Source organism: Pseudomonas sp. RA_5y_Pfl1_P24, from assembly GCF_963970945.1.
In the GTDB taxonomy this organism is placed as follows: domain Bacteria; phylum Pseudomonadota; class Gammaproteobacteria; order Pseudomonadales; family Pseudomonadaceae; genus Aquipseudomonas; species Aquipseudomonas tritici.
On record NZ_CAXAOJ010000008.1, the window covers coordinates 18,252 to 39,559 of the forward strand.

The following is a 21,308-nucleotide window of genomic DNA, read 5'->3' on the forward strand; positions in this document are numbered from 1 at the left end:
GCCGACGTGAACAACTAAGCCTTCCAAAATGTATCTGCAACAGGGCGCCTGGCGCGCCTGTTGGCCTGTCCGACATTTTTTTGGAGGTGCTGATGACTGACGTCAACCGGCTGCCCGCCCTCGTTTCCCTGCAACACCTGTGTTTTCAGTTCGCCAATGGCGAAACCTTGCTGGACGACCTGAACCTGTCCATCGATCACACGCCCACCGGCATTGTGGGGCGTAACGGCCGCGGCAAAAGTGTCCTGGCGAAGTTGATCGCCGGGCAGCTGTCGCCCTCCTCTGGCACGCTGAATCGACCGCCCGATGTGGCTTACGTCGCGCAGAATTTCGTGATGGCGCCGGGCGAAACAGTCGCTCATCTCACCCGGACCGCTGCGCCATTGGCAGCCCTCGAACGCATGGCCCAAGGCGCCGCGCAGGACGACGACCTGGCGTTGATCGACGACCGCTGGAACCTCGCCGAGCGTTTGCGCAGCGCGTTGGATGCGGCGGGTCTTTCTCAGCTTAATGTTGATACCCCTGTCGACCAACTCAGCGGCGGCCAGTTGGCCCGCGTCGCGGTCATCGGAGCGCTGTTGGCCGCGCCACACCTGCTGGTGCTCGACGAACCCACCAACCACCTCGACAGCGACGGCCGTGCCTGGCTGCTGCGAGTGCTCGCTGATTGGCGTGGCGGCTTGGTGGTGGTCAGCCATGATCGGCAATTGCTCAACGCCATGGGCCGCATCATCGAGCTGTCATCCCTCGGCGTCCGAGTGTATGGCGGCAACTACGATGCTTATCGCCTTCAGCGCGATGCCGGGCAACAGGCTGCCGTCGCCGCACTGGAACACGCACGCCTGGCGCGCAGCCGCGAACGGCGGCGCCTGCAAAAGGACCATGACAACCTGCAACGCAATGCCGCCCACTCACGCAAACAGGCGCAAACAGCCAACGTCGACCGTTTCACCAAAGCGCGCTGGAAAGGCGCCGCCACGGAAATCCTCAGCAGCGTGCGCAGCGCGCATGGGCAACACAAACAGGCGTTGGATGCCCAGGTGCGCCAGGCCTACGAAAAGGTACTGGACGAAACGCCAACGCTGTTGGCATTGCCCGCCTCAGCGGTGCCCAATGGCCGGCAGGTGCTGGCGTTGGTCGACGCGCAATTGCCATGGCTGCCCTCGACCTGCCTCAACCTGCACCTTGCCGGCCCGGTACGCGTCGCTGTGCGTGGGCCGAACGGGTGCGGCAAATCCACGTTACTCAAGGTGCTGGCGGGTGAATGGCAAGCGGTCAATGGCGTCTGCAGCGTGCAGGTGCCGAGTGCCTATATCGACCAGCCTCTTGCGCTGCTGGACGACCAGCGTTCCATCGTCGAGCAGCTCAACCTGCTCGACACGCCACTGACCGAAGCCGAATTGCGCACGCACCTGGCGTTGCTGCAACTGGACACCTTGCGCGTGACCCAACCCGCCGGGCAACTCAGTGGCGGCGAACGCTTGAAGGCCGCGATGGCGATTGCCTTGTGGCGCGAAATGCCGGCGCAACTGTTGTTGCTGGACGAGCCGACCAACCACTTGGACTTGGAATCGGTGATGGCTTTTGAACAGGCGCTGCAAGGGTTCACGGGGGCGATGATGGTGGTGTCCCATGACGCGGATTTCGTGCAAGCGATCAGGCCGACCCATTTTTTCACCTGGCAGCCTACGGGCTGGTGCCTTGAGTGTGTCTGAGGTCATTGCGTGCGCCCTAAAAGCGCCCTACGGTAGTGGCCGGATAATCTCACCGAGGAACCCGGTCCTATGCTGCCTTCGCCGCGCAAGCCCAACGCCAATGCTGTACTGGCCCATCGACAGCGCTGGCGTGGCCGGGTCGGGCTGATGCTGGTGGCCAGCCTGTCGGTGCTGGCGGGAATGACTGACGCCATCGGCTTCATGGCCAGCGGTGACTTTGTGTCGTTCATGAGCGGAAACACCACACGCCTGGCGGTGGCGATCAGCGCTGGGGATCTTGGCCTGACCGGACGGCTGCTGTTGCTGGTCGCGACCTTTGTCGTCGGTAACGCCTTGGGCGTCTTGGTCAGCCGGCTGAGCCGCCGCCATGCACTGCCTTTGCTGTTGTGTATTGCCGGCTTGTTGTGCGGCGCTGCAATGCTGCCCTTCGCCGATACGTTGCCCGCGCTGCTGGCGGCGATCATCGCGATGGGCATGCTGAATGCCGCTGTGGAAGAGGTCAACGGATTGCCGGTGGGCCTGACTTACGTCACCGGCGCGCTTTCACGGTTTGGTCGCGGGCTGGGTCGCTGGCTGCTCGGGGAGCGTCGCAGCGGCTGGCGCGTGCAACTGATTCCATGGGCCGGGATGTTCGTGGGGGCGGTGATTGGCGCGGTGCTGGAGCAGCAGATGGGCTTGAGGGCGCTGCTCGTCAGCGGCGTCTTGGCAGGTGTGCTGGGGCTGGTGTCGCTGAAGATTCCCCGGCGCTGGCACCTTGGCTACATGCCGCGCTGAGGAAAAAAGGTGCTCGCCCGGCGTTTAAGCCTCGACGTCCGTGTACCGGTAAAGAGCCATCATGTCGGGCGAGCGGGTGAATCATAATCCAATGCCTCGCAGCTGTCGTGCCAGCCATTTCCTAAAACGACTAAAGCAATGGACTACAGGCAAGTCGCGAGTGCGGCCAAACGCCGCTTGGCCGGCATATTGTCTTCTGCCGCGTAGTACTTGATGGTGGAACCGGCACCCGCGCTTTGCACATCGACAAAGTAGTCGCCGGCGGTGGTGTACACGGTAAAACCGCCGGCACCGATGGGTTCCTTGAAGCCGCCGGCGTCAACGCCGAACACGCTTTCATCCTGCCAGCCGAACTGCACGCATTCGGCAACCAGCAGTGTGGCCTTGTCTGAAGCCAGGGTTTTGTAGGGCGTGCCGGCGCGCGCCTCTTTCATCTTCGAACCTGCACAACCGGCCAGGGCTGCCAGTACCAGTGCGCCAATTACCACCTTGTGCATGCCATTGCTCCGTTGGAAAAAAACGCGACTCTACCATTAGCAGGCGACACCCAAGGACTATTACGTCACGCAGGCGCCTATAAGTGGATTCGCTGCATCCTCAAGGGCGAGAGCACGCCCAGCTGACTGGGTGCTTGAAGGTGGCGCCTACTGACACATGGCATTATGATGCCGCGGTTGATCTCACTGAGGAGATCAACGGGATACCCTCAACAAGGAAGCGTCATGAAAGATTTCGTCATCAGCGTCAACAACTCCGTTCTCTACATCGCACTGGCCTTCGTCTGGCTGATGGGTTTGGTGACGATGTTCAGCGCAAGCTTTTTGTCGGGCCTGGCGGTATTGGTGGGCGGTACTTTGACGTGGTGCATCATTTCCGGCTTCTGGTTCGTCCAGTCGGCCACCTATGAAGAACTGCGCAAGCTCAACGCAAAAAGCTGATGTGCCTGGGCAGCCCAATCGGGCTGCCTTGCTGTGTGCAGCATGAATTTAGTTTCACTGTGAAGGGCGCCGGGGCTGCCTATATTGGCCACGCTCATTTTTAGAAACCTCCCTTCTGCCCGCCCTCCCGCGGGCTTTTTTTCGTCCGGGTGTCAAAGCAACCAGCGCAATAGGTAAAACAACGCCATGCTCAACAGGACGGTGATCAACACATTGCGCGTCCAGAACATCAACGCCACCGCGCTGAGCCCCGCCAGCAGGTAAGGGTTGGCCGGGCTGAGGTTGAGTTGATGGTCGGCCAGGAAAATGATCGGCCCGCAAATCGCCGTGAGCATGCCTGGCACGGCGAACCCGAGAAACTCCCGCGCGCCACGGTTGAGGCGCACCGGCAGGCGCGGCTCGATAAACAGGTAACGGTTGAGAAATACCACCAGGCCCATGGCCACAATCATGATGTAGATCATCTCTGCCCTACCCCCAGTCGTTTGCAGGCATACCCCGCGCTCATGCCCAACACCCCGGACACCACCACGGCCGACTCCCAATGCATAAAGCTCAACCACACCGAAAACAGCAACGACACGGCCACGCAGACCACCGTGGGGATGTCACGCACCACCGGCGTAATCAACGCGATAAACGTGGCGGCGATGGAAAACTCCAGCCCCAGTTGATCAAGGCCGGGAATGCTTTTGCCGAGCACGATACCGGCCAGTGTGAACAGGTTCCAGATGATATAGAACGTCAGGCCGACGCCCAGGGCGTACCAGCGGTTGAAGGTCTCGCGGTCAAAATGGCTGACCAGTGCGAAGAATTCGTCGGTCAACAGAAAGCCCAGGCTCATGCGCCAACGCGTCTTGAGGGGCGACAGGATCGGGCGTACATGCATGCCGTACAGCAAATGCTGGGACGTCAGCAGCAAGGTGGTCAGCACGATGGAAATCAGGCTGGCGCCACTCTTGACCATACCGATGGCGACCAGTTGCGCGGCCCCGGCAAACACGATGGCGGACAAACCTTGGGCTTGCAACGGGGTGAACTGTGCATCAATGGCCATCGAACCGGCCAGCAGTCCCCACGGCGCACAGGCCAGGGACAAGGGAATGACGGCGATGGCGCCGCGAGCGAAAGCGTAATGAGGTAAGGCAGTGGGCATGGAAACGGCTCATCGACAGACAGTCGACAAGCATGCCAGCGCAACAAGGGGATTGTCTTGAACGATCTTGCTCAGGCGAGCCTTACCGACACCTGCTCCACCGAATCGCGCGCTTCGCGCAGTTCGTGGGCGTCCTGGTTAAGCCGGTGAATGGTGTTGAGCAAACGCTGGCGCAACACTTCATCGCCGAGCTTTTCGACGGCACGCATCAGGTCGAAGGCCGCGGTTTCGTTATTTTCCGCGACGGAATCCAGGGTCTTGCGCAGGTTGCGAGTGGCACGGGTCACGCGGGTTATTCCTTCATCAGCAATGGGCAGGCACTTTAGGACATTCATGTTTCATTTTAATTTCAAACACTTGTGGCGGTTTTCAAGGCATTTGATCCATATCAATTGAAACAGCGTTTGACCGACATATATGGAAATACGTATATTCGAATAACCCCATATACCAAGACCTGGGCCATGCCAGACACCCTCTCCCCACCCACCTTGTTCAAATGCCTGGCCGATGCCACCCGGGCACGCCTGACGTTATTGATCCTGCGTGAAGGCGAACTTTGCGTGTGCGAACTGATCCATGCCTTGGACGACAGCCAGCCAAAAATCTCCCGCCACCTGGCGCAATTGCGCAGTGGCGGGTTGCTGCTGGACCGTCGCCAAGGCCAATGGATCTACTACCGCATCAACCCGGCATTACCCGATTGGGTGACTGACGTGCTGCACACCACCCTGCAAGCCAACCAGCCCTGGTTGCACAACGACGCACAGCGTCTGAATGCAATGGGCGACAGACCACAACGGACCAACACCTGCTGCTGAATCCTCGGAGCGTTCATTCATGCTTGTCGCACTTGCGATTTTTATCTTCACCATCGTATTGGTCATCTGGCAACCCAAGGGCCTGGGCGTCGGCTGGAGCGCAACCCTGGGCGCCATTCTGGCCCTGGCCTCTGGCGTGGTCAGCCTGGCGGATATCCCGGTGGTGTGGCACATCATCTGGAATGCCACAGGGACCTTTGTCGCACTGATCATCATCAGCCTGCTGCTCGACGAAGCCGGGTTCTTTGCCTGGGCGGCCCTGCATGTAGCGCGCTGGGGGCGTGGGCGCGGCCGGCGTTTATTTGCCTATATGGTGTTGCTCGGCGCATTGGTCTCGGCGCTGTTTGCCAATGACGGCGCGGCGCTCATCCTCACGCCGATCGTGATGTCGATGCTGTTGGCCCTGCGCTTTTCCCCGGCGGCGACCCTGGCCTTTGTCATGGGCGCAGGGTTTATCGCCGACACGGCCAGCTTGCCACTGGTGGTCTCGAACCTGGTGAATATCGTCTCGGCGGATTACTTCAAGATCGGCTTCAACGAATACGCCGCGGTGATGGTGCCGGTGAACTTCGTCAGCGTCGCGGCGACGCTGGCGGTGCTGCTGTGGTTCTTTCGCCGCGACATTCCGCAGACCTACGACCCGGCCGACCTTGAAGACCCCGCCAGTGCTGTCCACGACCGCGCCACCTTCCGCGCCGGCTGGTGGGTGTTGGGCATCCTGTTGGTCGGTTGCTTTGCCCTGGAGCCGCTGGGCATTCCCATCAGCGCGATTTCCGCCGTCTGCGCCGTGCTTTTACTGGTCATCGCCGCCAAGGGCCACACGATCTCCACGCGCAAAGTGCTGAAGGAAGCGCCGTGGCAAATCGTGATCTTTTCCTTGGGAATGTACCTGGTGGTCTACGGCATGCGAAACGCCGGCCTCACCACCTACCTGGCGACCTGGCTCGATACGTTCGCCACTTACGGCGTGTGGGGCGCGGCGATGGGCACGGGAGTGCTGACGGCGCTGCTGTCCTCGGCGATGAACAACTTGCCGACGGTGTTGATCGGGGCGCTGTCCATCGAATCCAGCCATGCCGTGGGCGTGGTCAAGGACGCAATGATCTACGCCAACGTGATCGGCAGCGACCTGGGCCCTAAAATCACCCCGATTGGCAGCCTGGCCACCTTGCTGTGGCTGCACATCCTGGCGCGCAAGGGCATCACCATCACCTGGGGCTACTACTTCAAGGTCGGGATCGTACTCACGCTGCCGGTGCTGTTGATCACGCTCGCCGCCCTCGCCTTGCGCCTGAGCCTTTGAAGGAGATACCCCAATGAAAGTCCTGTTCATGTGTACCGCCAATAGCTGCCGCAGCATTTTGTCCGAAGCTGTGTTCAACCACTTGGCGCCGCAAGGTTTTGCGGCGATCAGTTCCGGCAGCTTTCCCAAGGGCGAGGTCCTGCCGCGCAGCCTCAGTACACTGCAGGCGGCGGGTATCAGCACTGAAGGGCTGTACAGCAAAGGCAATGACGCTTTCGAAGGCAGCCCGCCAGACGTGGTCATCACCGTGTGCGACAAGGCTGCCGGTGAAGCGTGCCCGCTGTATTTCGGGCCGGCAGTGAAGGCGCATTGGGGGTTGGAAGATCCATCTGATGTAAAGGGCAACGACGCAGACATCCAGGCGGCCTTCAACACAACCCTGGACATTATCGCCAAACGCTGCAGGGCGTTTTTCGCCGTGCCTTTTGATTGCCTTAGCCCTGCTGAAATCAAAGCGGAGTTCGACCGTATTGCGCTGATGTGAGCATCGCTTAGCGATGTGGATTCGCCTGCCGGTGCCAGCGTATGCTTTCGCACTTTCCTGAAAGGACGCGGGCATGCTGACGATCTTTTTCTACGCACTGATATTCGGTTTCGTGTTTTGCCTCTCTCCCGGCGCCGTGCTGGCGGAGACCCTGCGCCGTGGTTTGCTCCATGGCTTCACGCCGGCCCTTCTGGTGCAGTTTGGCTCGCTGGTGGGCGACGCGGTGTGGGCGGTGATCGGCCTGACCGGGATCGCCCTGCTGATCCAGCATGACGCAGTGCGCGTGCCACTGACGGTAGTCTGTGCGTTGTACCTCGCCTGGCTGGGTGTGCGCAGCCTGATCGATGCCTGGACGCTGCCTGAATCAGACGACGCACCCGCCAGCACTCGGCAAAATGCGCTGGCGGTCGGCGCAGCGATCTCCCTGGCCAACCCGAAAAATATCGTTTACTGGGGCGCGCTGGGCAGCGCGTTGTCAGGCATCGTCGGCGCCACGCCCAGCCATGGGCAAACCTTGATGTTTTTCGCCGGGTTCATGCTGGCTTCGGTGTTGTCATGCTTTCTGATTGCAGCGCTGGTCAACGTGCTGCGCAAGAACGCATCACCGTTGGGGCAGCGCATCAGTTATGGCGCTTGCGGTGTGGTATTGATCTATCTGGCAATTCTGGCCGCGCAAGGGATGTGACGTTATAGCAACGTGTTATCGGTGTGGGTGCCCTTATCGAGGGCCTACTCTCGCAAACCTGGAGGTCAGCGTCCAATCAGGCCTTGGCCTGTTGTTCCAAGTGCAGCTGCAATTGCGGATCGATTTGCAGTTGACCTGCCAAGTCGTCCAGGTAATTGCGTTCGGCGTCCTGCTGATCGTCCACCAGCATCACACTGGCCAGGTAAACCTCCGCCGCCACTGCCGGGTCGCTGGCGAACTCGGCGAAATCCGCAGCGTCCAGGGGCTTGGCGACTTCAGCGTCGAGCCACGCTTGCAGTTGCGAATCGTCGGTATGCCGGCCCAGTTCAATGGAAATCAGTTGCTGCTCTTTTTCATCGATGTGGCCATCAGCTTTCGCGGCGGCGATCAACGCACACAAAACGGCATGGCTGTGGGCTTCGGCTGCGGGACCGTCAAGCTGGTCGACCGTCTGGAAGGCTTGCTGCGGAGCACTGCCTTGCTGGCGTTGCCAGGCTTGGTAGGCCCGGAACGCCGCCATGCCCAAGGAAGCCAGTGCCGCGTAGTTCATCCCGCCAGCACGTCCCTGGGCTGGACGCGCGCCAGCGGCACCGCCCAGGAGGCCGCCAAGCCCACCCAACAAGCCACCCAGACCAGCACCGGCCCAGGCATTGCCGGTGCTAGTGCCTTTCAATAAGCCGCCGAGCAGTCCGCCCAAACCGCCACCCGAGGAGGCACTGGCCCCTTGCCCGGCGCGCAGCAGTTGTTCCAGTAAGTCGCTGGTGTCCATGATCTCACCCTCCCAGGGCGCAGCGTTGGCGTCTAACAACCATAGCCCGGCCCTGCCGGTACACCATGACCGCCGGGCGGGCACGGCCTATCATGGCGTCACCGTGCCTCTGAGAGAAAACCCAAGTGAACCGGATTGAGCATGTCGTGCTGATGGCCCGCTACAACCAGTGGATGAACCGCAAGCTCTACGAAGCGGCCGGCACGCTGTCGGACGCGGAGTTGCTCATGGACCGCAAGGCGTTTTTCGGCTCGATTCTCGGCACGTTGAACCACCTGGTATTAGGCGACACCGTCTGGCTCAAGCGCTTTGCCCTGCATCCTGCTGGCTATGCGGCACTGGCTCCGCTGAACGCGGTCGCCACACCTGTTGATTTGACGCAGTTGGCCTTTGCCAACGTCCGAGAACTGGCCGCCCGCCGAGCCTGGCTGGATCAACTCATCCTCGACTGGGCGCAGACCGTAGAGGCGCCCGACCTGGATCAGCGCCTGCATTACCGCAACATGCGCGGTGTGGCCGCCGATAAAAACTGCTTTAGCCTGCTGGTGCACTTTTTCAATCACCAGACCCACCACCGGGGCCAGGCAACCACCTTGCTGAGCCAGGCGGGGCTGGACGTGGGCACTACGGATTTGCTGGCGTTAATCGACTGAACTCGGCGTACGCCTGCATCAAGCGCGGGAACGCCGCGGGCTCGGGCAACTGCGCAAAGCGTTCAACGGCCGGGGTGGAGGCCCAAGGCAATTTCTCGCTGGTCCAGGTCTCCATGAAGGGTACATAACTGCTGGCATTGTCCAGCAACGCCGCGCGCACGTTGACGAACTCATCAATGCCATGAGGGCGGGTGAACAGCCAGCTCATGCAATGCGGGCAAAAGTAGTGGCGGTCCACCCCCTGCAGGCCGCCGATCACCGGGCAGCCCTGGGTGATCGTAAAACCGCTGGCCGGAATCAATGCGCTCAGGGAGAAGGCGCTGGAAGACATCTTCTGGCAACCGGTGCAGTGGCAGGCCATGGTGATCACTGGGGCTGCACTCACGCTGAAGCGCACACGGTCACAACGGCAGCCGCCTTCGTACGGCAGGGTGTCGACGCTCATCATTGCTTCCTTTTATTGATGGGTAGCGTGGCAGATTAGCGTCCGGGCGCAGCGTTGAACAGGCCAGCCCCAAAACCGAACGCTGCATCGTCACTGGGGTCGTAAACCTTAGGTGTCGGGATTTTTGCTGCACCCGCCCTCCCCGCGTGCATTGGGAGTCTACCGATGCGCGTACCCCGAGAAGGAGACGCTTACATGGTCATTCACTTCAAGGTCGCAGGTCATTTAGCCTGTGGCCACCACGGCACCAACCTCCCTTCCAGCGTCGAGCTGAACCGAGTCAAGTGCCGTACCTGCCGCAACACCGAAGCCTACAAGGAAGCGCGCCGCACCCAGCGCAATGCTGCCCGCCGCGCCAATCGTAACGCCAAGACCCGCACCGTGATCGACTGGCGCAGCGCGTGGACGCAACGCCTCACCGACCAGCCCGGTTTGCAGCGCTTGCCACGGGGCTTCAGCGGTCAGCCCTTCGTGTAAGCCACACAAACAAAAGCCCCGGCAAAACCGGGGCGCTTGGGTGTTAGTCGATCATCACTGTGCGCCACTGTTTCGTAGGTGTGTCGTTCTGGGGCTTCGGTGGTTCTGGATATGTCACTGATCTGACCAAGGCCCAGGTGGTCACCAAGGACGGTGCTTGTGATCACCGCGACACCGACATTCCGTGGCCAAAGGCCTACATCGATGCCCAGGCCCGACGCCTTGTTTAGCGTGACGACGTAAATATCAAAGACGCCCTGCGCGGCACAGGTATCAAGCTGGCCAAGCCGAAGGGGCCAAAAATGATGGTGTTCAATTGCGGTGGCTACCGCCGATTCATCAGCGGCGCGCAGCGCTGTCGGGAAGACTGCCGGACAACGCACCTTAAGGAACGTTACCGTGCGGGCTTAATGCTGCCTTGCTGAGCGAATTGTTCAAACTCGGCGAGCATCATAACCGCCGTGAACTGCAGCTCCCCGTACTGAGCGGCTATCTCGTCAGTCTGGAACGGCCAGTAGTTCTTGTAGAAGTCTTCCGCCGCAGCCTCAGCTTCGTCCTTTGCAAGTTGAAGCTCATGAAGGCCTGCTTCGTAGTTGTCATCACGCATACATACCTCCTTGATCCGGCTCCATGCCGGTCACCCGCAATACCCCAATCCAAACCAAACTGCCACCATCCAACTTGCGAGGACTGTTTGATGCGGCCCGTGAGGCGGCCGGTGTTGAAAAGGAGACTTTCAGATGCGCGACTTATGTGCAAAGGCTGGTACCGACAAAGCACAATCCAGTGAAGACATGCTAAAAGCGAGGGACCCACTTGGACACATCACCGTGGTGATGACCGAGCATTACATCCACAAACGGATCGACAAAAAGGTCACGCCAACTAAGTGAGTTGCGGAGCAACATTTGAAATTGCGGAGCGGAAACAAACAAGGGCTCGCCTGATAAATCACGCAAACCCCTGATTTTAGATGGTGCCCGAACCCGGAATCGAACCGGGACGCCCTTACGAGCGGGGGATTTTAAGTCCCATGCGTCTACCAGTTTCGCCATTCGGGCGGCAGCGCGTGTTGCAGGGTTGGGAATATATAGATCCAGTCGCGTCGACGCAAGGTCGCAAGGCAGCTTTCTTGCACCACGACACGGGCGAAAAAGCTCGTTAGATCAGTGATCTAGATGAGGATAACGAAGGAAAAACTGAGATTTCCGTGCCTCGATGCGTCGCCCACTGTTCAATCTTCACGCCCTCGCAACGAAATGCAAGCAACGCAGAATGGACTCACGCAGGGATCGCAATCGCCACAGCCTTCTGCCCTCCCAGAGCAACAAGGATGTAATGGCTGATGAATAACGCCCCTGCCTGGGTGAAAATACTCTCCAGATGTGTGACACCCGATAAGACCGGAGAAGGCCTGGCTGATTTGCTCTTCTCTGGCGTATTGGCCGCTGTGGGTAGTGGCTTGTGGATACTTGGCAGGTACATCCGCACTTCGAAGTTGAGGCCGCCGTCGAAGCCTTCCTCCACTGAGGTTTCATAGCGCTCAACGCACACATAACAATCCCGACGCAAACGGCGATTCAATGTTCCCGGGGGCATTTTTGTCGATTTCCATGTTGGCTCTCCGTTCTAGGCTCGGAACATCCGCGCGTCAACATAAGAGTGGGCCGGTCACGGCGAGTGCCAAGGCTTGGACGAACGGTGACGTCGGGTTCCTCGATAATGAATCGCTCCAGCTACCGACACGCACTTTTTTTGCTCATCACTTGTGCGGCCAGGTGCTTCAGGCACTCCCACCTATGTCGTCACCCGACACGGATTCAAATAGCATCCCTACGGCACCGACCGTCTCAAGCCGGCACTTGACCTCTTCACTGACCACTATCTCGCCCGAATATTTTTTCACTCTGAAAATGTGCTGACCACCGATTAATACTTCACACGTATTCTCCAAGAGCCCTTTTTATTAACCGAGCGCAGTTTAAAAGGACCACCTCGCTAAGACAGCGTGACTCAAAAACCTGTTCCGACGGGCGCAGATATGCTCAGATGGCTCTACGCTCCCAACGCATCATCTTATGCGTCGACGTCCCCCACTCACCGTGTGGTGAGTCATTGGCGTTGAACACCAGCCGCTCCCCTATTTGGAGACTCACCATGAACCCACACGCCACCGCCCTTGTCTTGATCGAATTCCAGAACGATTTCACCACCCCTGGTGGCGTGTTCCATGACGCAGTCAAAGAGGTGATGCACCAGTCAGACATGCTGGCCAACACCGCAACCACCGTGCAGCAAGCGCGCAAGCTGGGCGTGAAGATCATCCACCTGCCGATCCAGTTCGCCGAGGGCTATCCGGAACTGACAACACGCGATTACGGGATTCTCAAGGGTGTTGCCGACGGCAGCGCCTTTCGCACCGGCAGTTGGGGTGCAGAGATCACCGACGCCGTGACGCGTGAGCCCGGCGATATTCTCGTGGAAGGCAAGCGCGGACTGGATGGCTTTGCCACCACTGGCCTGGACCTTGTGCTACGCAACAATGGCATCCAGAACCTGGTGGTGGCGGGGTTTCTAACCAATTGCTGTGTCGAAGGCACGGTTCGATCCGGTTATGAGAAGGGCTACAACGTAGTGACCTTGACCGACTGCACGGCGACGTTCACCGATGAGCAACAAAAGGCCGCTGAAAACTTCACGTTGCCGATGTTTTCGCAGGCATTGCGGCATACCGCATTTCTCGGGGCGTTGAGCGCCAAATAAGCAAAAAGGGGGCGACTGATTGATCAGTCGCCCCCTTTGCTTAACGCTCGGCATGCACCGCCATTCCAACTTACCCGTTTAACGTCAGCCCCCGATAAGCCGGCACTGGCAGCTTGTACCTCTGCGGTTGTTGCCGGGCGAGTTGTGCCTGCAGGTGTGCGACGGCATCCAGCACGCGTTGCGCCCATTGCTCGTCTTCCGGGTCCACGACTACGACGCGGAAACCGTGATCGACACCTTCAAGCTGAACGCCCTCGGAATCATCGACATGCAAGTCGATGTCGAACGCCGACGGCAATTTTGACGGGGTATTCAACAGTCCGCGCTCGGTGAGAGCCTGGTTGTGCCGCACGCTGTTGACCACGCCGTCGATGTGGATGCCATACAGCAACAACCAGCGGCGTATGTAGGACGGGGTTCGCCCGGATGAGGTGTAGACCCAGACGCTGCAGCCTTGGCGACGCAGTTCCCGGGTCAGTGCGCGGGTTCCGCTGCGCAGCGGCTCGCCCAGCCAACGGTGTACACACGCCGGCAAACGGCTGTGTTCGGTCGCGCTGTGGTGAAGCTGGCAAGCCAGCGTGTCATCGATATCGAACGAGATACGGATGCGCTGGCGCTTGAACACACGCTTGATTGTGTCGAGCACTGGATACGTTCCCATTAATGGCCCCCCTGATGGACGGGCGCTGGTGTGTCGCTCAGGAAAAACTCCATTGGATCAGGGGCATTATCTTCCAGGAACGCTGCATACTTTTTCTTGATCTTGGGCAACTCATACAGCGCCATGACGCCATGCTTGGCGGAGTTGCGTATAACCGAGGACGGGTTGAAGTAGCCCTCGGCGTTGTCCAGTGTCAATACGAAGGGCGGCAACCCCTCGCGCATCAGCAGGTAGCTGACGATCAGTGACCCACTGCGGTGATTGCCTTCAATGAACAACTGCGGCTTGCTGAGTACTCGCACGTAGACACCCGCTGCGCGCTTCCACACCGATTCACTGTGGTGCTTGCAGTACCAGTTATACAAGTCCTTGATGCCGCCCTCGACATTGTTGAAAAAATGCACTTCGGTAGCCAGCAGGTGCTGCGCGTATTCCTGCCGGCGTAGCGGGTCTTTGCCACAGAGCACGGTGGCATTGATCTCCAGCATCAGGTTCAGTTGCTGAAGGTCGAACAGGTCGACACCCCGCGCCACATAGTCGTCAATCAGGGCATAGCCATCAAGCACATTCTGCAGCACTTCGTCTGTCAGCGGGTCGCGTGGCTCGGTAAAGTCCTGGCTGAGCTGGGCAAAACGGCTCTGTACCTTACGCAGTGCGCGTTCGATCGCGGGCAAATCAAGACGACGTATTGCAGTCATTGGCAATCCTGAAAAACGGTGCATGGGTCAGCTGAACTTGCCGCTGATGTAATCCCCGGTCATTTGTTCGCGCGGATTCTCGAAAATCTGCGCGGTGGGGCCCATTTCCACCAGATAGCCGGTGCGGGTGCCCTGGGAGATGTCAACCGAAAAAAACGCGGTGGTATCTGCCACACGAATCGCCTGCTGCATGTTGTGCGTCACCAGGGCGATGGTGTAATCCTTCTTCAACTCAACCATCAGCTCCTCGACACGGCGAGTGGCAATCGGGTCAAGCGCCGAGCACGGCTCATCCAGCAACAATACTTCCGGCTCGGTGGCGATGGCGCGGGCGATACACAGGCGTTGCTGCTGGCCGCCGGAGAGCGACAGGCCGCTGACCTTGAGCTTGTCCTTGACCTCATCCCACAAGGCAGCGCCTTGCAGCGCGTGCTTGACGCGGTCGCCGATGTCGCCCTTGTAGCGGTTGAGGCGAAGGCCAAAGGCTACGTTGTCGAAAATGCTCATCGAGAACGGGTTCGGCTGTTGGAACACCATGCCGATGTAGCGGCGCACGACCACCGGGTCAACGCCCTTGCCATACACGTCCTGGCCCAGGAAATGCACGTGGCCTTCGAAGCGGAAGCCCTTAACCAGGTCGTTCATGCGGTTGAGGCTACGCAACACGGTTGATTTGCCACAGCCGGACGGGCCGATAAAGCCAGTGATCTTGTTTTTCTCGATCGGCACATGGCTATCACGCACCGCCATGAAGTTGCCGTAGAAAATCTTGTCCAGCTTGCAGTCCATGACCACAGGCGCCTGGGTGATAAACGGAGCGGCTATTTGCGCAGATGATACGTTCAAAATACAGGTGCTCCCGTTCTTAATACTTGGGCTTGCCGAAAATACGGCTCACGATATTCACGACCAGCACGATCATCACCAGCACCAACGAGGCCGCCCATGCGAGCTCAAGCTGGTTGTCGAAGGGCATGCCGGAGAAGTTGTAGATCAGCACGGCAAGGGATGCCGTCGGGTTCATCACCGCCAGGCTGCCGTCGTGGTAGATCCAGTAGTTGCTGAACAGCGCAGTGAACAACAGCGGCGCGGTTTCGCCGGCGGCGCGGGCCACGGCGAGCATGACGCCGGTAAGGATCGCTGGCATGCCGGTGGGCAAGACGATTTTCCAGATCACCTGCGAACGGGTGCAGCCCATACCGTAGGCGGCATCCTTCATGATCTTGGGCACCATCCTCATCGACTCTTCAGCCGTCAATACCACGATTGGCAGCATCAGCACGGCCAGCGCAACGCCACCTGCCGGTGCCGAGTAAGTCCCGGTGGTCATCACCACCAGCGCGTAGGCAAACACACCCGCCAGGATCGAAGGCAAGCCGGTGAGCATTTTTGCGGCAAAGCGCGAGGCGTTCGCCAGCTTGCTGTCCGGGCCCAGTTCCGCCAGGAAAATCGCCGCCATGATGCCGACTGGCACCGCGATGGCGGCAGCGATACCAACCATGACGAACGTACCTGCCATCGCGTTGCCGAAGCCACCGCCGGTCTCGAACCCAGTCGGTGGCAGTTCAGTGAACACTTCCAGGCTCAGGCGAGCGCCGCCGCGGGTGATCAGCATGTAGAGCACGGAAATCAGCGGCACACTCGCCAGCAATGCGCCGATCCACACCGAGGTGGTCAACACCAGGCTGCGCAACGCACGACCTTCGAACCGGCGCTGCAGGCTCGGCATGGCGGTAATTGGAGAAGAAAGGTCAGTCATTGCTTAGTACCCCGCTGGGCGTAGAGCATGATCATCGAACCGATGATGTTCACCAGCAGCGTGATGAACATCAGCACCAGTGCGGCGTACATCAACACTTCGATCTCGTTCGGGCCGGCTTCGGGGAAGTTCAGCGCCAACAAGGCCGCCAGCGTATTGGCCGGTGCAAACAGAGAAAGGGAGATGTTGTTCGCGTTGCCGACCAGCATGGCCAGCGCCATGGTTTCACCCAATGCGCGGCCGAGGCCCAATACCAGGGAACCAAAGATGCCGGTGGCGGCAGATGGCACCATCACCTTGAGAATCGCTTCCCAGTGGGTGGTGCCCATTCCGTAGGCGGCTTGCTTGGTTTTCATCGGCACAGCCGTGAGGGCGTCCTGGGAAACGGCGGCGATGGTCGGCAGAATCATGATGGCCAGTACCAGTGCTGCCGGTAACAGGCCCGGCCCGCTCAAGGAGGTGCCGAAAAAAGGAATCCAGCCGAGTTCGGTATTCAGCCACGCCGTCAGCGGGCGGATGGCCGGGATCACCACATAAATGCCCCAAAGGCCGTAAACGACGCTGGGGATCGCGGCGAGCAGTTCAACGATGGTGCGAAACACCGCCGCCAGCTTGGCCGGTAAAAAATCCTGGGTCAGGAAAATCGCCATGCTGACGCCGAAAAAACCCGCGATCAGCAACGCGATGAAGGCACTGTAAAGCGTGCCCCAAATAGCTGGCAGAATGCCGTATTTACCTTGATTTACGTCCCAGACACTGCCGAACAGCACATCAAAACCGTGCTTTTCCATGCCGGGAAGTGCCTTGCGCCCTACTTCGAAGACCAGCGCGAAAACCAGCGCCAGCACCAGCACTACGCCTATGCGTGCAAGCGCGCGGAAGGTGCGGTCAACCAGGAAGTCCTTCCTAGAAGGTGGCTGGCACGCAGAGTCCGGGTTAACCGGTACGACAAAAGGTGAGTTCATTGGCTAATTCCGGAACAAGAGGGGAACACGCCCGGCATGGCTGACAGCCCACGCCGGGGGTGGTCTGGCAAGCCTTACTGAATGTTGGCGGAAGCTTTGCGAACTTGATCGACAACCGATGGCGGCAGCGGGATGTAGCCCATCGAATCGGCGATTTTCTGGCCTTCGGTCAGGCTGTACTCGACCATTTCACGCATGGCCTTGGCTTTGGCCGGGCTCTCGTTTTTCTTGCGGAAGATCATCCAGGTGTAGGAAGTGATCGGGTAGGACTTGGCGCCATCCGGATCTGGCAGCCAGGCCACCAGGCTTTCCGGCATCTTCACCGCAGCCAGGGCTTCTGCACCGCTTTCGGCGTTCGGTACAACGTATTTTCCGGCCTTGTTCTGCAACTGGGCGAAGGCAACCTTTGCCAGTTTGGCGAAGCCGTATTCGATGTAGCCGATCGCGCCTGGAGTCTGGCGAACGGTAGCGGTTACGCCATCGTTTTTCGGCGATTTGATGAATTTGTCGCTGGCTGGCCAGTTGACCGTGTTGCCTTCGCCCAAGTCCTTCTGGAACTCAGCGTTGATCGCAGACAAGTGCTTGGTGAACACAGCAGTGGTGCCGCTGGAGTCTGCACGCACAACGACGGTGATCGGCATGTCAGGCAGTTTCAGGCCTGGGTTGGCGGCGACGATCTTCGGATCGTTCCACTTGGTGATCTTGCCCAGGAAGATGTTGGAGTAAACATCGCGCGGCAACTTGAGTTCTTTAGGATTGCCTGGCAGGTTGAACGCCAACACGATCTCACCCGCGGTCATCGGCAGCAGCTGCACGCCTTCGGCCACCTTGGCAATGTCTTCGTCTTTCATTGCCGAGTCACTGGCGGCGAAATCGACGGTCTTGTTCAGGAAGTCCTGTACGCCCGCACCGCTGCCCTTGGACTGGTAGTCAACCGTGACACCTTCGGTCTTCTTGCTGAAGTCCTTGAACCAGGTGAGGTAGATAGGGGCCGGGAAACTTGCACCAGAACCTGTCAGGCGGACGCTTTCGGCGGCAAATACCGAGGTGGCGCTAAGAGAAACCGCGACGGCGAGTGCAGCAGACTTCATCAGACGTTTCATTCAGAAAATCCTTGTGATTACGGGCTCACGCACTCTGCAACATTCTTGTTACGGTTTTATGAATGCGGAATGGCAAAACGCCTTGTTGTCCCCCTCTCCCGCCGCAATAACGCATTTTGGTGTAATTGGCTCGTAACAAATTGCGTCTATGACTTTGCCATCTCCCACCACGCGAGTTCGGCCCATGTCCTCAGTAGAAGACGCCTTGATGCAGCGCATCCACCGTGAACTGCTTGATCACAGTGATGAAGAGCTGGAACTGGAATTAGCCGAAGATGGCCATGACCTGAATGCGCTGTTCGACGAGCACGTCGGTGAGAGCAGCGAAAAAGCAGCCCGCAGGATTTATTTCAGCGAACTGTTCCGCCTGCAGGGCGAACTGGTGAAATTGCAGAGCTGGGTGGTGAAAACCGGCCACAAGGTGGTGATTCTATTCGAAGGGCGTGATGCCGCCGGCAAAGGTGGCGTGATCAAACGCATCACCCAGCGCCTGAACCCCAGGGTTTGCCGGGTTGCCGCCTTGCCTGCGCCGAATGACCGCGAACAGACCCAGTGGTACTTCCAGCGTTATGTTTCACATTTGCCGGCGGCCGGCGAAATCGTGCTGTTCGACCGCAGCTGGTACAACCGCGCGGGTGTCGAGCAAGTCATGGGGTTTTGCAACGACGAACAATACGAAGAGTTCTTCCGCACCGTACCGGAGTTCGAGCGCATGCTCGCCCGCTCCGGTATCCAACTGATCAAGTACTGGTTTTCGATTTCTGACCAGGAACAGCACCTGCGCTTTCTCAGCCGCATTCATGACCCGCTCAAGCAGTGGAAACTCAGCCCCATGGACCTGGAGTCGCGTCGGCGCTGGGAAGCCTATACCAAAGCCAAGGAAGTCATGCTCGAACGCACCCACATCGCCGAAGCCCCGTGGTGGGTGGTGCAGGCCGATGACAAGAAGAAAGCGCGGCTCAACTGCATCCATCACTTGCTCGGGCAGATGCCGTATGAAGAAGTCGAGCTGCCGGTGATCGAACTGCCGCGGCGTGTGCGCCAGGAAGATTATTCGCGCAGCCCGACGCCACCGGAACTCATCGTGCCGCAACGCTACTAGCTTAGTTGCTCACACAAGAACGGCGCACTGGCAAGCCTGGACGTGGGGTGAAAGGCCAGTACCCGCGTTGCAACCAACAGGTAAGCGACTTCCTCGGATGACATGAACGCCATGCCTCCGAGGATTTCGAACGCACGCGTGCTGATGCGATTGATCGCCTCCTGCACGGCAAACCGGGTGGCCTGCGCGCGCGCCAGGTCAGCGCGCAGAAAGCGGTTCTGATCGATCGACACCGCCAGGCCGCGCACAGCCATGGTGGCGCCCTGCAGATCAATCAGCAACATCGCGCGATCATCCTGCGAGCCTTTGTTGGATGACAATGCACGTGATGCCAGCGCAGACGCCATGCCCAGATACGACGCCGACGCCAGCAACTGGAACCAGATGGCAAACAGGTGCTCACCCGTACCCTGTTGAGCATCGTCCAACTGGTTATCGACGGCTTTGCTGAAGTACATCATCGACTCTGGCACCAGCAGATTATTGAAGATCACTTCGTGGCTGTCCGCACCCTGCAAATGCGGTACCGACCAGAACTTTTTGCGTTGGATATTCGGGTCACCCGCCAGCCCCATACCGATGCCGATATGGGTTTTACCTTCAGGGTCGACGTAGTTGACCCCAAACGTGATCGCGTCGAAGTGATGCGTCATCGTGCACGGCTTTTTGCTGCCGCTTACCACGTAGCCCGCCGCTGTCTTCTCAACCGATAACGTGGATTCCAGGATATTGGCGTGCGCGCGGCCTTCGGCGAAGCCCGATGCGACCAACAGCTTGTCACGTGCGACCACACTCAACAGGCCCTGGATATCTGGAAAGAAGCGGCTCGCCGCCATCATGCCGGCCACCGTGTGGTGGTGCATGGTCATCATCACCGCCAATGAAGGGCAATGAGCGCCGACCCACGTATGCACTTGTGCCAGCTTGACGGCGCTGACACCGTCACCGCCAAGTTCTTTTGCGATACTAAGTCCGGGCCGCCCGACCGTTCGAAACAGGCTTGCCAGCTGTTTGGATTCTCCACGCTCAAGTGCAATAAGCGAGGCAGCCTCAAGAACCGACACCACCTCCGGCAGCCACGCTAACGCAACAGCTCTTTCTTCTTTCAAACACATATCCATTGCCCCTTTTAATTAACCAGGCATCAAAACGACTGTTGAGGTTTCAAGTAATGCCGTGCATAACGGCTGTCCAACTTCGATAACGGCAATAACATAAAGAAGTCGGCAGCGTTGAATTCCTTATCCCACGCGGGCGCACCACATACCCAGCCACCGCTGCGCAAATAGCCTTTGAGCAATGGGGGTAAGCGCGGCACATGCCCAGGCTCGAACTCATCAATCGGAAAAGGTTTATAGGGGGTTACACGATAGCTGGCAGGCGCCAGGTTTTCCGCGGCAAAGCCACGGTACAAAGCCGCTGCATTATGGCCACCATCGGACAAGCTCACACTTGCGCACCCCATCAAATGGTCGCAGCCCGCACGCTCCATATACCTTGCCAGGCCTGACCACAGCATCATGATGACGGCGCCACTGCGGTACTCCGGGTGGACGCACGCGTGCCCGGCCTCAACCGTTCGGGTTCGCAAGGCGTGCAACCCACTGAGATCGAATTCTTTCTCCGAGTAAAAGTGCCCCATGCGCTGTGCCGCTGTCGGGCCCATCAGGCGATACGTGCCCACCACGGCTGAAGTGTTGGAATCGCGGACCAGCAAGTGGTCGCAATAGTCATCGAACTCGTCAACATTCAAAGCCTCAGGGTTAATCAGTTCAGACAACTGGAACGTTTCGGTAAATACGCGATAACGCAGGCGTTGCACCTCTCGGACTTCTTTCTGCGTCGTGGCGAGACTTACCACTAACGTTGCACGACGAGCGTGCACACTTGAATCTTCATCACTTGATACCGACTGGGGTCGCATACTTATTCCTTTGAATCGCCGCACTATTAACACGCCCGTAGTGGCTGAGACACTAACATGCAAGTTTAGATAGGCCGCGTAAGGAAACTCCGAAAGCGCTTACGATCTTACAA

30 protein-coding genes and 1 tRNA gene are annotated in these 21,308 nt (G+C 59.0%); 13 read left to right on the forward strand and 18 right to left on the reverse strand.

The features are described 5' to 3' along the window. Nucleotides 1-92: 92 nt before the first annotated feature. Both AACY30_RS14770 and AACY30_RS14775 read left to right on the forward strand, forming a co-directional pair. Entirely contained in the window at nucleotides 93-1,715 is a 1,623-nt protein-coding gene (locus AACY30_RS14770) for an ABC-F family ATP-binding cassette domain-containing protein (protein ID WP_339540552.1), read from the forward strand. 69 nt (nucleotides 1,716-1,784) lie between these two features. After that, nucleotides 1,785-2,489, forward strand: a complete 705-nt coding sequence (locus AACY30_RS14775) for a YoaK family protein (protein ID WP_339471978.1) — start codon at nucleotides 1,785-1,787, stop codon at nucleotides 2,487-2,489. Nucleotides 2,490-2,632: 143 nt separating this feature from the next. Here AACY30_RS14775 and AACY30_RS14780 read toward each other — a convergent pair whose 3' ends face one another. After that, entirely contained in the window at nucleotides 2,633-2,986 is a 354-nt protein-coding gene (locus AACY30_RS14780; protein ID WP_339540553.1) for a hypothetical protein, read from the reverse strand. A 225-nt stretch (nucleotides 2,987-3,211) separates the two neighbouring features. Here AACY30_RS14780 and AACY30_RS14785 point away from each other — a divergent pair, with 225 nt between their 5' ends. Then, nucleotides 3,212-3,427: a hypothetical protein gene (locus AACY30_RS14785; RefSeq protein ID WP_065873020.1), complete on the forward strand. Its 216-nt coding sequence runs from the start codon at nucleotides 3,212-3,214 to the stop codon at nucleotides 3,425-3,427. Between the two features lie 152 nt (nucleotides 3,428-3,579). Here the strand turns inward: AACY30_RS14785 and AACY30_RS14790 are convergent, their stop codons facing one another. From AACY30_RS14790 to AACY30_RS14800, 3 genes are all read right to left on the reverse strand, one after another. Next, entirely contained in the window at nucleotides 3,580-3,891 is a 312-nt protein-coding gene (locus AACY30_RS14790) for an AzlD domain-containing protein (protein ID WP_339416217.1), read from the reverse strand. Continuing rightward, complete coding sequence (locus AACY30_RS14795; protein WP_339471980.1) at nucleotides 3,888-4,583, reverse strand: AzlC family ABC transporter permease; 696 nt, start codon at nucleotides 4,581-4,583, stop codon at nucleotides 3,888-3,890. The genes AACY30_RS14790 and AACY30_RS14795 overlap by 4 nt, the downstream gene beginning before the upstream one ends. A 71-nt stretch (nucleotides 4,584-4,654) precedes the next feature. Further along, nucleotides 4,655-4,870, reverse strand: a complete 216-nt coding sequence (locus AACY30_RS14800) for a hypothetical protein (RefSeq protein WP_025856028.1) — start codon at nucleotides 4,868-4,870, stop codon at nucleotides 4,655-4,657. A 177-nt stretch (nucleotides 4,871-5,047) separates the two neighbouring features. On the opposite strand from AACY30_RS14800, the gene AACY30_RS14805 reads away from it, so the two are divergent. The 4 genes from AACY30_RS14805 (at nucleotide 5,048) to AACY30_RS14820 (ending at nucleotide 7,876) form a co-directional block, all read left to right on the forward strand. Continuing rightward, nucleotides 5,048-5,404, forward strand: a complete 357-nt coding sequence (locus AACY30_RS14805; protein WP_339471981.1) for a metalloregulator ArsR/SmtB family transcription factor — start codon at nucleotides 5,048-5,050, stop codon at nucleotides 5,402-5,404. A 19-nt stretch (nucleotides 5,405-5,423) separates the two neighbouring features. Then, nucleotides 5,424-6,707 carry an arsenic transporter gene (locus AACY30_RS14810; RefSeq protein ID WP_339471982.1) on the forward strand — a complete coding sequence of 428 codons (1,284 nt, stop codon included), beginning with the start codon at nucleotides 5,424-5,426 and terminating at the stop codon, nucleotides 6,705-6,707. A 13-nt stretch (nucleotides 6,708-6,720) separates the two neighbouring features. Next, nucleotides 6,721-7,191: an arsenate reductase ArsC gene (locus tag AACY30_RS14815; RefSeq protein ID WP_339471983.1), complete on the forward strand. Its 471-nt coding sequence runs from the start codon at nucleotides 6,721-6,723 to the stop codon at nucleotides 7,189-7,191. A gap of 73 nt (nucleotides 7,192-7,264) precedes the next feature. Beyond that, entirely contained in the window at nucleotides 7,265-7,876 is a 612-nt protein-coding gene (locus tag AACY30_RS14820) for a LysE family transporter (RefSeq protein ID WP_339540554.1), read from the forward strand. 76 nt (nucleotides 7,877-7,952) lie between these two features. On the opposite strand, the gene AACY30_RS14825 is transcribed toward AACY30_RS14820, so the two are convergent. After that, nucleotides 7,953-8,645: a tellurite resistance TerB family protein gene (locus tag AACY30_RS14825; protein WP_339540555.1), complete on the reverse strand. Its 693-nt coding sequence runs from the start codon at nucleotides 8,643-8,645 to the stop codon at nucleotides 7,953-7,955. Nucleotides 8,646-8,770: 125 nt separating this feature from the next. On the opposite strand from AACY30_RS14825, the gene AACY30_RS14830 reads away from it, so the two are divergent. Next, nucleotides 8,771-9,298, forward strand: coding sequence for a DinB family protein (locus tag AACY30_RS14830; protein ID WP_339471986.1), 528 nt, complete (start codon nucleotides 8,771-8,773; stop codon nucleotides 9,296-9,298). On the opposite strand, the gene AACY30_RS14835 is transcribed toward AACY30_RS14830, so the two are convergent. Continuing rightward, on the reverse strand, nucleotides 9,270-9,743 hold the full coding sequence (locus AACY30_RS14835; protein WP_339540556.1) for a GFA family protein: 474 nt from the start codon (nucleotides 9,741-9,743) through the stop codon (nucleotides 9,270-9,272). The genes AACY30_RS14830 and AACY30_RS14835 overlap by 29 nt on opposite strands. Nucleotides 9,744-9,938: 195 nt before the next feature. Between AACY30_RS14835 and AACY30_RS14840 the strand changes: the two genes are divergently transcribed. Both AACY30_RS14840 and AACY30_RS14845 read left to right on the forward strand, forming a co-directional pair. Next, entirely contained in the window at nucleotides 9,939-10,220 is a 282-nt protein-coding gene (locus tag AACY30_RS14840; RefSeq protein ID WP_339471988.1) for a hypothetical protein, read from the forward strand. Between the two features lie 59 nt (nucleotides 10,221-10,279). Continuing rightward, nucleotides 10,280-10,450: a hypothetical protein gene (locus AACY30_RS14845; protein ID WP_339436383.1), complete on the forward strand. Its 171-nt coding sequence runs from the start codon at nucleotides 10,280-10,282 to the stop codon at nucleotides 10,448-10,450. Between the two features lie 164 nt (nucleotides 10,451-10,614). On the opposite strand, the gene AACY30_RS14850 is transcribed toward AACY30_RS14845, so the two are convergent. Then, nucleotides 10,615-10,827 carry a hypothetical protein gene (locus AACY30_RS14850; protein ID WP_339540557.1) on the reverse strand — a complete coding sequence of 71 codons (213 nt, stop codon included), beginning with the start codon at nucleotides 10,825-10,827 and terminating at the stop codon, nucleotides 10,615-10,617. Between the two features lie 133 nt (nucleotides 10,828-10,960). On the opposite strand from AACY30_RS14850, the gene AACY30_RS14855 reads away from it, so the two are divergent. Beyond that, a complete protein-coding gene (locus tag AACY30_RS14855) occupies nucleotides 10,961-11,113 on the forward strand; it encodes a hypothetical protein (RefSeq protein WP_445261432.1) in 153 nt (50 codons plus the stop codon). An 81-nt stretch (nucleotides 11,114-11,194) separates the two neighbouring features. On the opposite strand, the gene AACY30_RS14860 is transcribed toward AACY30_RS14855, so the two are convergent. From AACY30_RS14860 to AACY30_RS27490, 3 genes are all read right to left on the reverse strand, one after another. After that, nucleotides 11,195-11,281 (reverse strand) — tRNA-Leu (locus AACY30_RS14860). 220 nt (nucleotides 11,282-11,501) lie between these two features. Beyond that, entirely contained in the window at nucleotides 11,502-11,819 is a 318-nt protein-coding gene (locus AACY30_RS14865; protein WP_339540558.1) for a hypothetical protein, read from the reverse strand. Nucleotides 11,820-12,003: 184 nt separating this feature from the next. After that, nucleotides 12,004-12,174, reverse strand: coding sequence for an imm11 family protein (locus AACY30_RS27490; RefSeq protein WP_445261433.1), 171 nt, complete (start codon nucleotides 12,172-12,174; stop codon nucleotides 12,004-12,006). 203 nt (nucleotides 12,175-12,377) lie between these two features. On the opposite strand from AACY30_RS27490, the gene AACY30_RS14870 reads away from it, so the two are divergent. Then, a complete protein-coding gene (locus AACY30_RS14870) occupies nucleotides 12,378-12,983 on the forward strand; it encodes a cysteine hydrolase (protein ID WP_339436386.1) in 606 nt (201 codons plus the stop codon). 70 nt (nucleotides 12,984-13,053) lie between these two features. Here the strand turns inward: AACY30_RS14870 and AACY30_RS14875 are convergent, their stop codons facing one another. The 6 genes from AACY30_RS14875 to pstS all read right to left on the reverse strand — a co-directional run bounded on the left by AACY30_RS14875 (nucleotide 13,054) and on the right by pstS (nucleotide 18,169). Continuing rightward, a complete protein-coding gene (locus tag AACY30_RS14875) occupies nucleotides 13,054-13,644 on the reverse strand; it encodes a hypothetical protein (RefSeq protein ID WP_339471993.1) in 591 nt (196 codons plus the stop codon). Continuing rightward, a complete protein-coding gene (locus AACY30_RS14880; RefSeq protein WP_339540559.1) occupies nucleotides 13,644-14,342 on the reverse strand; it encodes a hypothetical protein in 699 nt (232 codons plus the stop codon). The genes AACY30_RS14875 and AACY30_RS14880 overlap by 1 nt, the downstream gene beginning before the upstream one ends. A gap of 27 nt (nucleotides 14,343-14,369) precedes the next feature. After that, nucleotides 14,370-15,131: a phosphate ABC transporter ATP-binding protein PstB gene (pstB, locus tag AACY30_RS14885; protein ID WP_339416337.1), complete on the reverse strand. Its 762-nt coding sequence runs from the start codon at nucleotides 15,129-15,131 to the stop codon at nucleotides 14,370-14,372. 76 nt (nucleotides 15,132-15,207) lie between these two features. Continuing rightward, nucleotides 15,208-16,101: a phosphate ABC transporter permease PstA gene (gene pstA, locus AACY30_RS14890; RefSeq protein ID WP_339471996.1), complete on the reverse strand. Its 894-nt coding sequence runs from the start codon at nucleotides 16,099-16,101 to the stop codon at nucleotides 15,208-15,210. Next, on the reverse strand, nucleotides 16,098-17,066 hold the full coding sequence (gene pstC, locus AACY30_RS14895; protein ID WP_339471997.1) for a phosphate ABC transporter permease subunit PstC: 969 nt from the start codon (nucleotides 17,064-17,066) through the stop codon (nucleotides 16,098-16,100). Before pstC ends, pstA begins: the two co-directional genes overlap by 4 nt. 74 nt (nucleotides 17,067-17,140) lie before the next feature. Then, nucleotides 17,141-18,169, reverse strand: coding sequence for a phosphate ABC transporter substrate-binding protein PstS (pstS, locus tag AACY30_RS14900; protein WP_339471998.1), 1,029 nt, complete (start codon nucleotides 18,167-18,169; stop codon nucleotides 17,141-17,143). Nucleotides 18,170-18,353: 184 nt separating this feature from the next. Between pstS and ppk2 the strand changes: the two genes are divergently transcribed. Continuing rightward, nucleotides 18,354-19,271 (forward strand): polyphosphate kinase 2, encoded by a 918-nt coding sequence (ppk2, locus tag AACY30_RS14905; RefSeq protein WP_339471999.1) that lies wholly within the window; start codon nucleotides 18,354-18,356, stop codon nucleotides 19,269-19,271. On the opposite strand, the gene AACY30_RS14910 is transcribed toward ppk2, so the two are convergent. Together AACY30_RS14910 and AACY30_RS14915 are read right to left on the reverse strand one after the other, a co-directional pair. Beyond that, nucleotides 19,268-20,386 carry an acyl-CoA dehydrogenase family protein gene (locus AACY30_RS14910; RefSeq protein WP_339540560.1) on the reverse strand — a complete coding sequence of 373 codons (1,119 nt, stop codon included), beginning with the start codon at nucleotides 20,384-20,386 and terminating at the stop codon, nucleotides 19,268-19,270. The genes ppk2 and AACY30_RS14910 overlap by 4 nt on opposite strands. Before the next feature lie 29 nt (nucleotides 20,387-20,415). After that, nucleotides 20,416-21,156 (reverse strand): GNAT family N-acetyltransferase, encoded by a 741-nt coding sequence (locus AACY30_RS14915; RefSeq protein ID WP_339540561.1) that lies wholly within the window; start codon nucleotides 21,154-21,156, stop codon nucleotides 20,416-20,418. Nucleotides 21,157-21,308: the final 152 nt, after the last annotated feature.

What these genes read in the sequence shown, in the direction of transcription:
- AACY30_RS14770 (WP_339540552.1), top strand. Translation starts at nt 93, where the DNA reads ATGACTGACGTCAACCGGCTGCCCGCCCTCGTTTCCCTGCAACACCTG.
- AACY30_RS14775 (WP_339471978.1), top strand. Translation starts at nt 1,785, where the DNA reads ATGCTGCCTTCGCCGCGCAAGCCCAACGCCAATGCTGTACTGGCCCAT.
- AACY30_RS14780 (WP_339540553.1), bottom strand. Translation starts at nt 2,986, where the DNA reads ATGCACAAGGTGGTAATTGGCGCACTGGTACTGGCAGCCCTGGCCGGT.
- AACY30_RS14785 (WP_065873020.1), top strand. Translation starts at nt 3,212, where the DNA reads ATGAAAGATTTCGTCATCAGCGTCAACAACTCCGTTCTCTACATCGCA.
- AACY30_RS14790 (WP_339416217.1), bottom strand. Translation starts at nt 3,891, where the DNA reads ATGATCTACATCATGATTGTGGCCATGGGCCTGGTGGTATTTCTCAAC.
- AACY30_RS14795 (WP_339471980.1), bottom strand. Translation starts at nt 4,583, where the DNA reads ATGCCCACTGCCTTACCTCATTACGCTTTCGCTCGCGGCGCCATCGCC.
- AACY30_RS14805 (WP_339471981.1), top strand. Translation starts at nt 5,048, where the DNA reads ATGCCAGACACCCTCTCCCCACCCACCTTGTTCAAATGCCTGGCCGAT.
- AACY30_RS14810 (WP_339471982.1), top strand. Translation starts at nt 5,424, where the DNA reads ATGCTTGTCGCACTTGCGATTTTTATCTTCACCATCGTATTGGTCATC.
- AACY30_RS14815 (WP_339471983.1), top strand. Translation starts at nt 6,721, where the DNA reads ATGAAAGTCCTGTTCATGTGTACCGCCAATAGCTGCCGCAGCATTTTG.
- AACY30_RS14820 (WP_339540554.1), top strand. Translation starts at nt 7,265, where the DNA reads ATGCTGACGATCTTTTTCTACGCACTGATATTCGGTTTCGTGTTTTGC.
- AACY30_RS14825 (WP_339540555.1), bottom strand. Translation starts at nt 8,645, where the DNA reads ATGGACACCAGCGACTTACTGGAACAACTGCTGCGCGCCGGGCAAGGG.
- AACY30_RS14835 (WP_339540556.1), bottom strand. Translation starts at nt 9,743, where the DNA reads ATGAGCGTCGACACCCTGCCGTACGAAGGCGGCTGCCGTTGTGACCGT.
- AACY30_RS14840 (WP_339471988.1), top strand. Translation starts at nt 9,939, where the DNA reads ATGGTCATTCACTTCAAGGTCGCAGGTCATTTAGCCTGTGGCCACCAC.
- AACY30_RS14850 (WP_339540557.1), bottom strand. Translation starts at nt 10,827, where the DNA reads ATGCGTGATGACAACTACGAAGCAGGCCTTCATGAGCTTCAACTTGCA.
- AACY30_RS14855 (WP_445261432.1), top strand. Translation starts at nt 10,961, where the DNA reads ATGCGCGACTTATGTGCAAAGGCTGGTACCGACAAAGCACAATCCAGT.
- AACY30_RS14865 (WP_339540558.1), bottom strand. Translation starts at nt 11,819, where the DNA reads ATGCCCCCGGGAACATTGAATCGCCGTTTGCGTCGGGATTGTTATGTG.
- AACY30_RS14870 (WP_339436386.1), top strand. Translation starts at nt 12,378, where the DNA reads ATGAACCCACACGCCACCGCCCTTGTCTTGATCGAATTCCAGAACGAT.
- AACY30_RS14875 (WP_339471993.1), bottom strand. Translation starts at nt 13,644, where the DNA reads ATGGGAACGTATCCAGTGCTCGACACAATCAAGCGTGTGTTCAAGCGC.
- AACY30_RS14880 (WP_339540559.1), bottom strand. Translation starts at nt 14,342, where the DNA reads ATGACTGCAATACGTCGTCTTGATTTGCCCGCGATCGAACGCGCACTG.
- pstB (WP_339416337.1), bottom strand. Translation starts at nt 15,131, where the DNA reads ATGGACTGCAAGCTGGACAAGATTTTCTACGGCAACTTCATGGCGGTG.
- pstA (WP_339471996.1), bottom strand. Translation starts at nt 16,101, where the DNA reads ATGACTGACCTTTCTTCTCCAATTACCGCCATGCCGAGCCTGCAGCGC.
- pstC (WP_339471997.1), bottom strand. Translation starts at nt 17,066, where the DNA reads ATGAACTCACCTTTTGTCGTACCGGTTAACCCGGACTCTGCGTGCCAG.
- pstS (WP_339471998.1), bottom strand. Translation starts at nt 18,169, where the DNA reads ATGAAACGTCTGATGAAGTCTGCTGCACTCGCCGTCGCGGTTTCTCTT.
- ppk2 (WP_339471999.1), top strand. Translation starts at nt 18,354, where the DNA reads ATGTCCTCAGTAGAAGACGCCTTGATGCAGCGCATCCACCGTGAACTG.
- AACY30_RS14910 (WP_339540560.1), bottom strand. Translation starts at nt 20,386, where the DNA reads ATGTGTTTGAAAGAAGAAAGAGCTGTTGCGTTAGCGTGGCTGCCGGAG.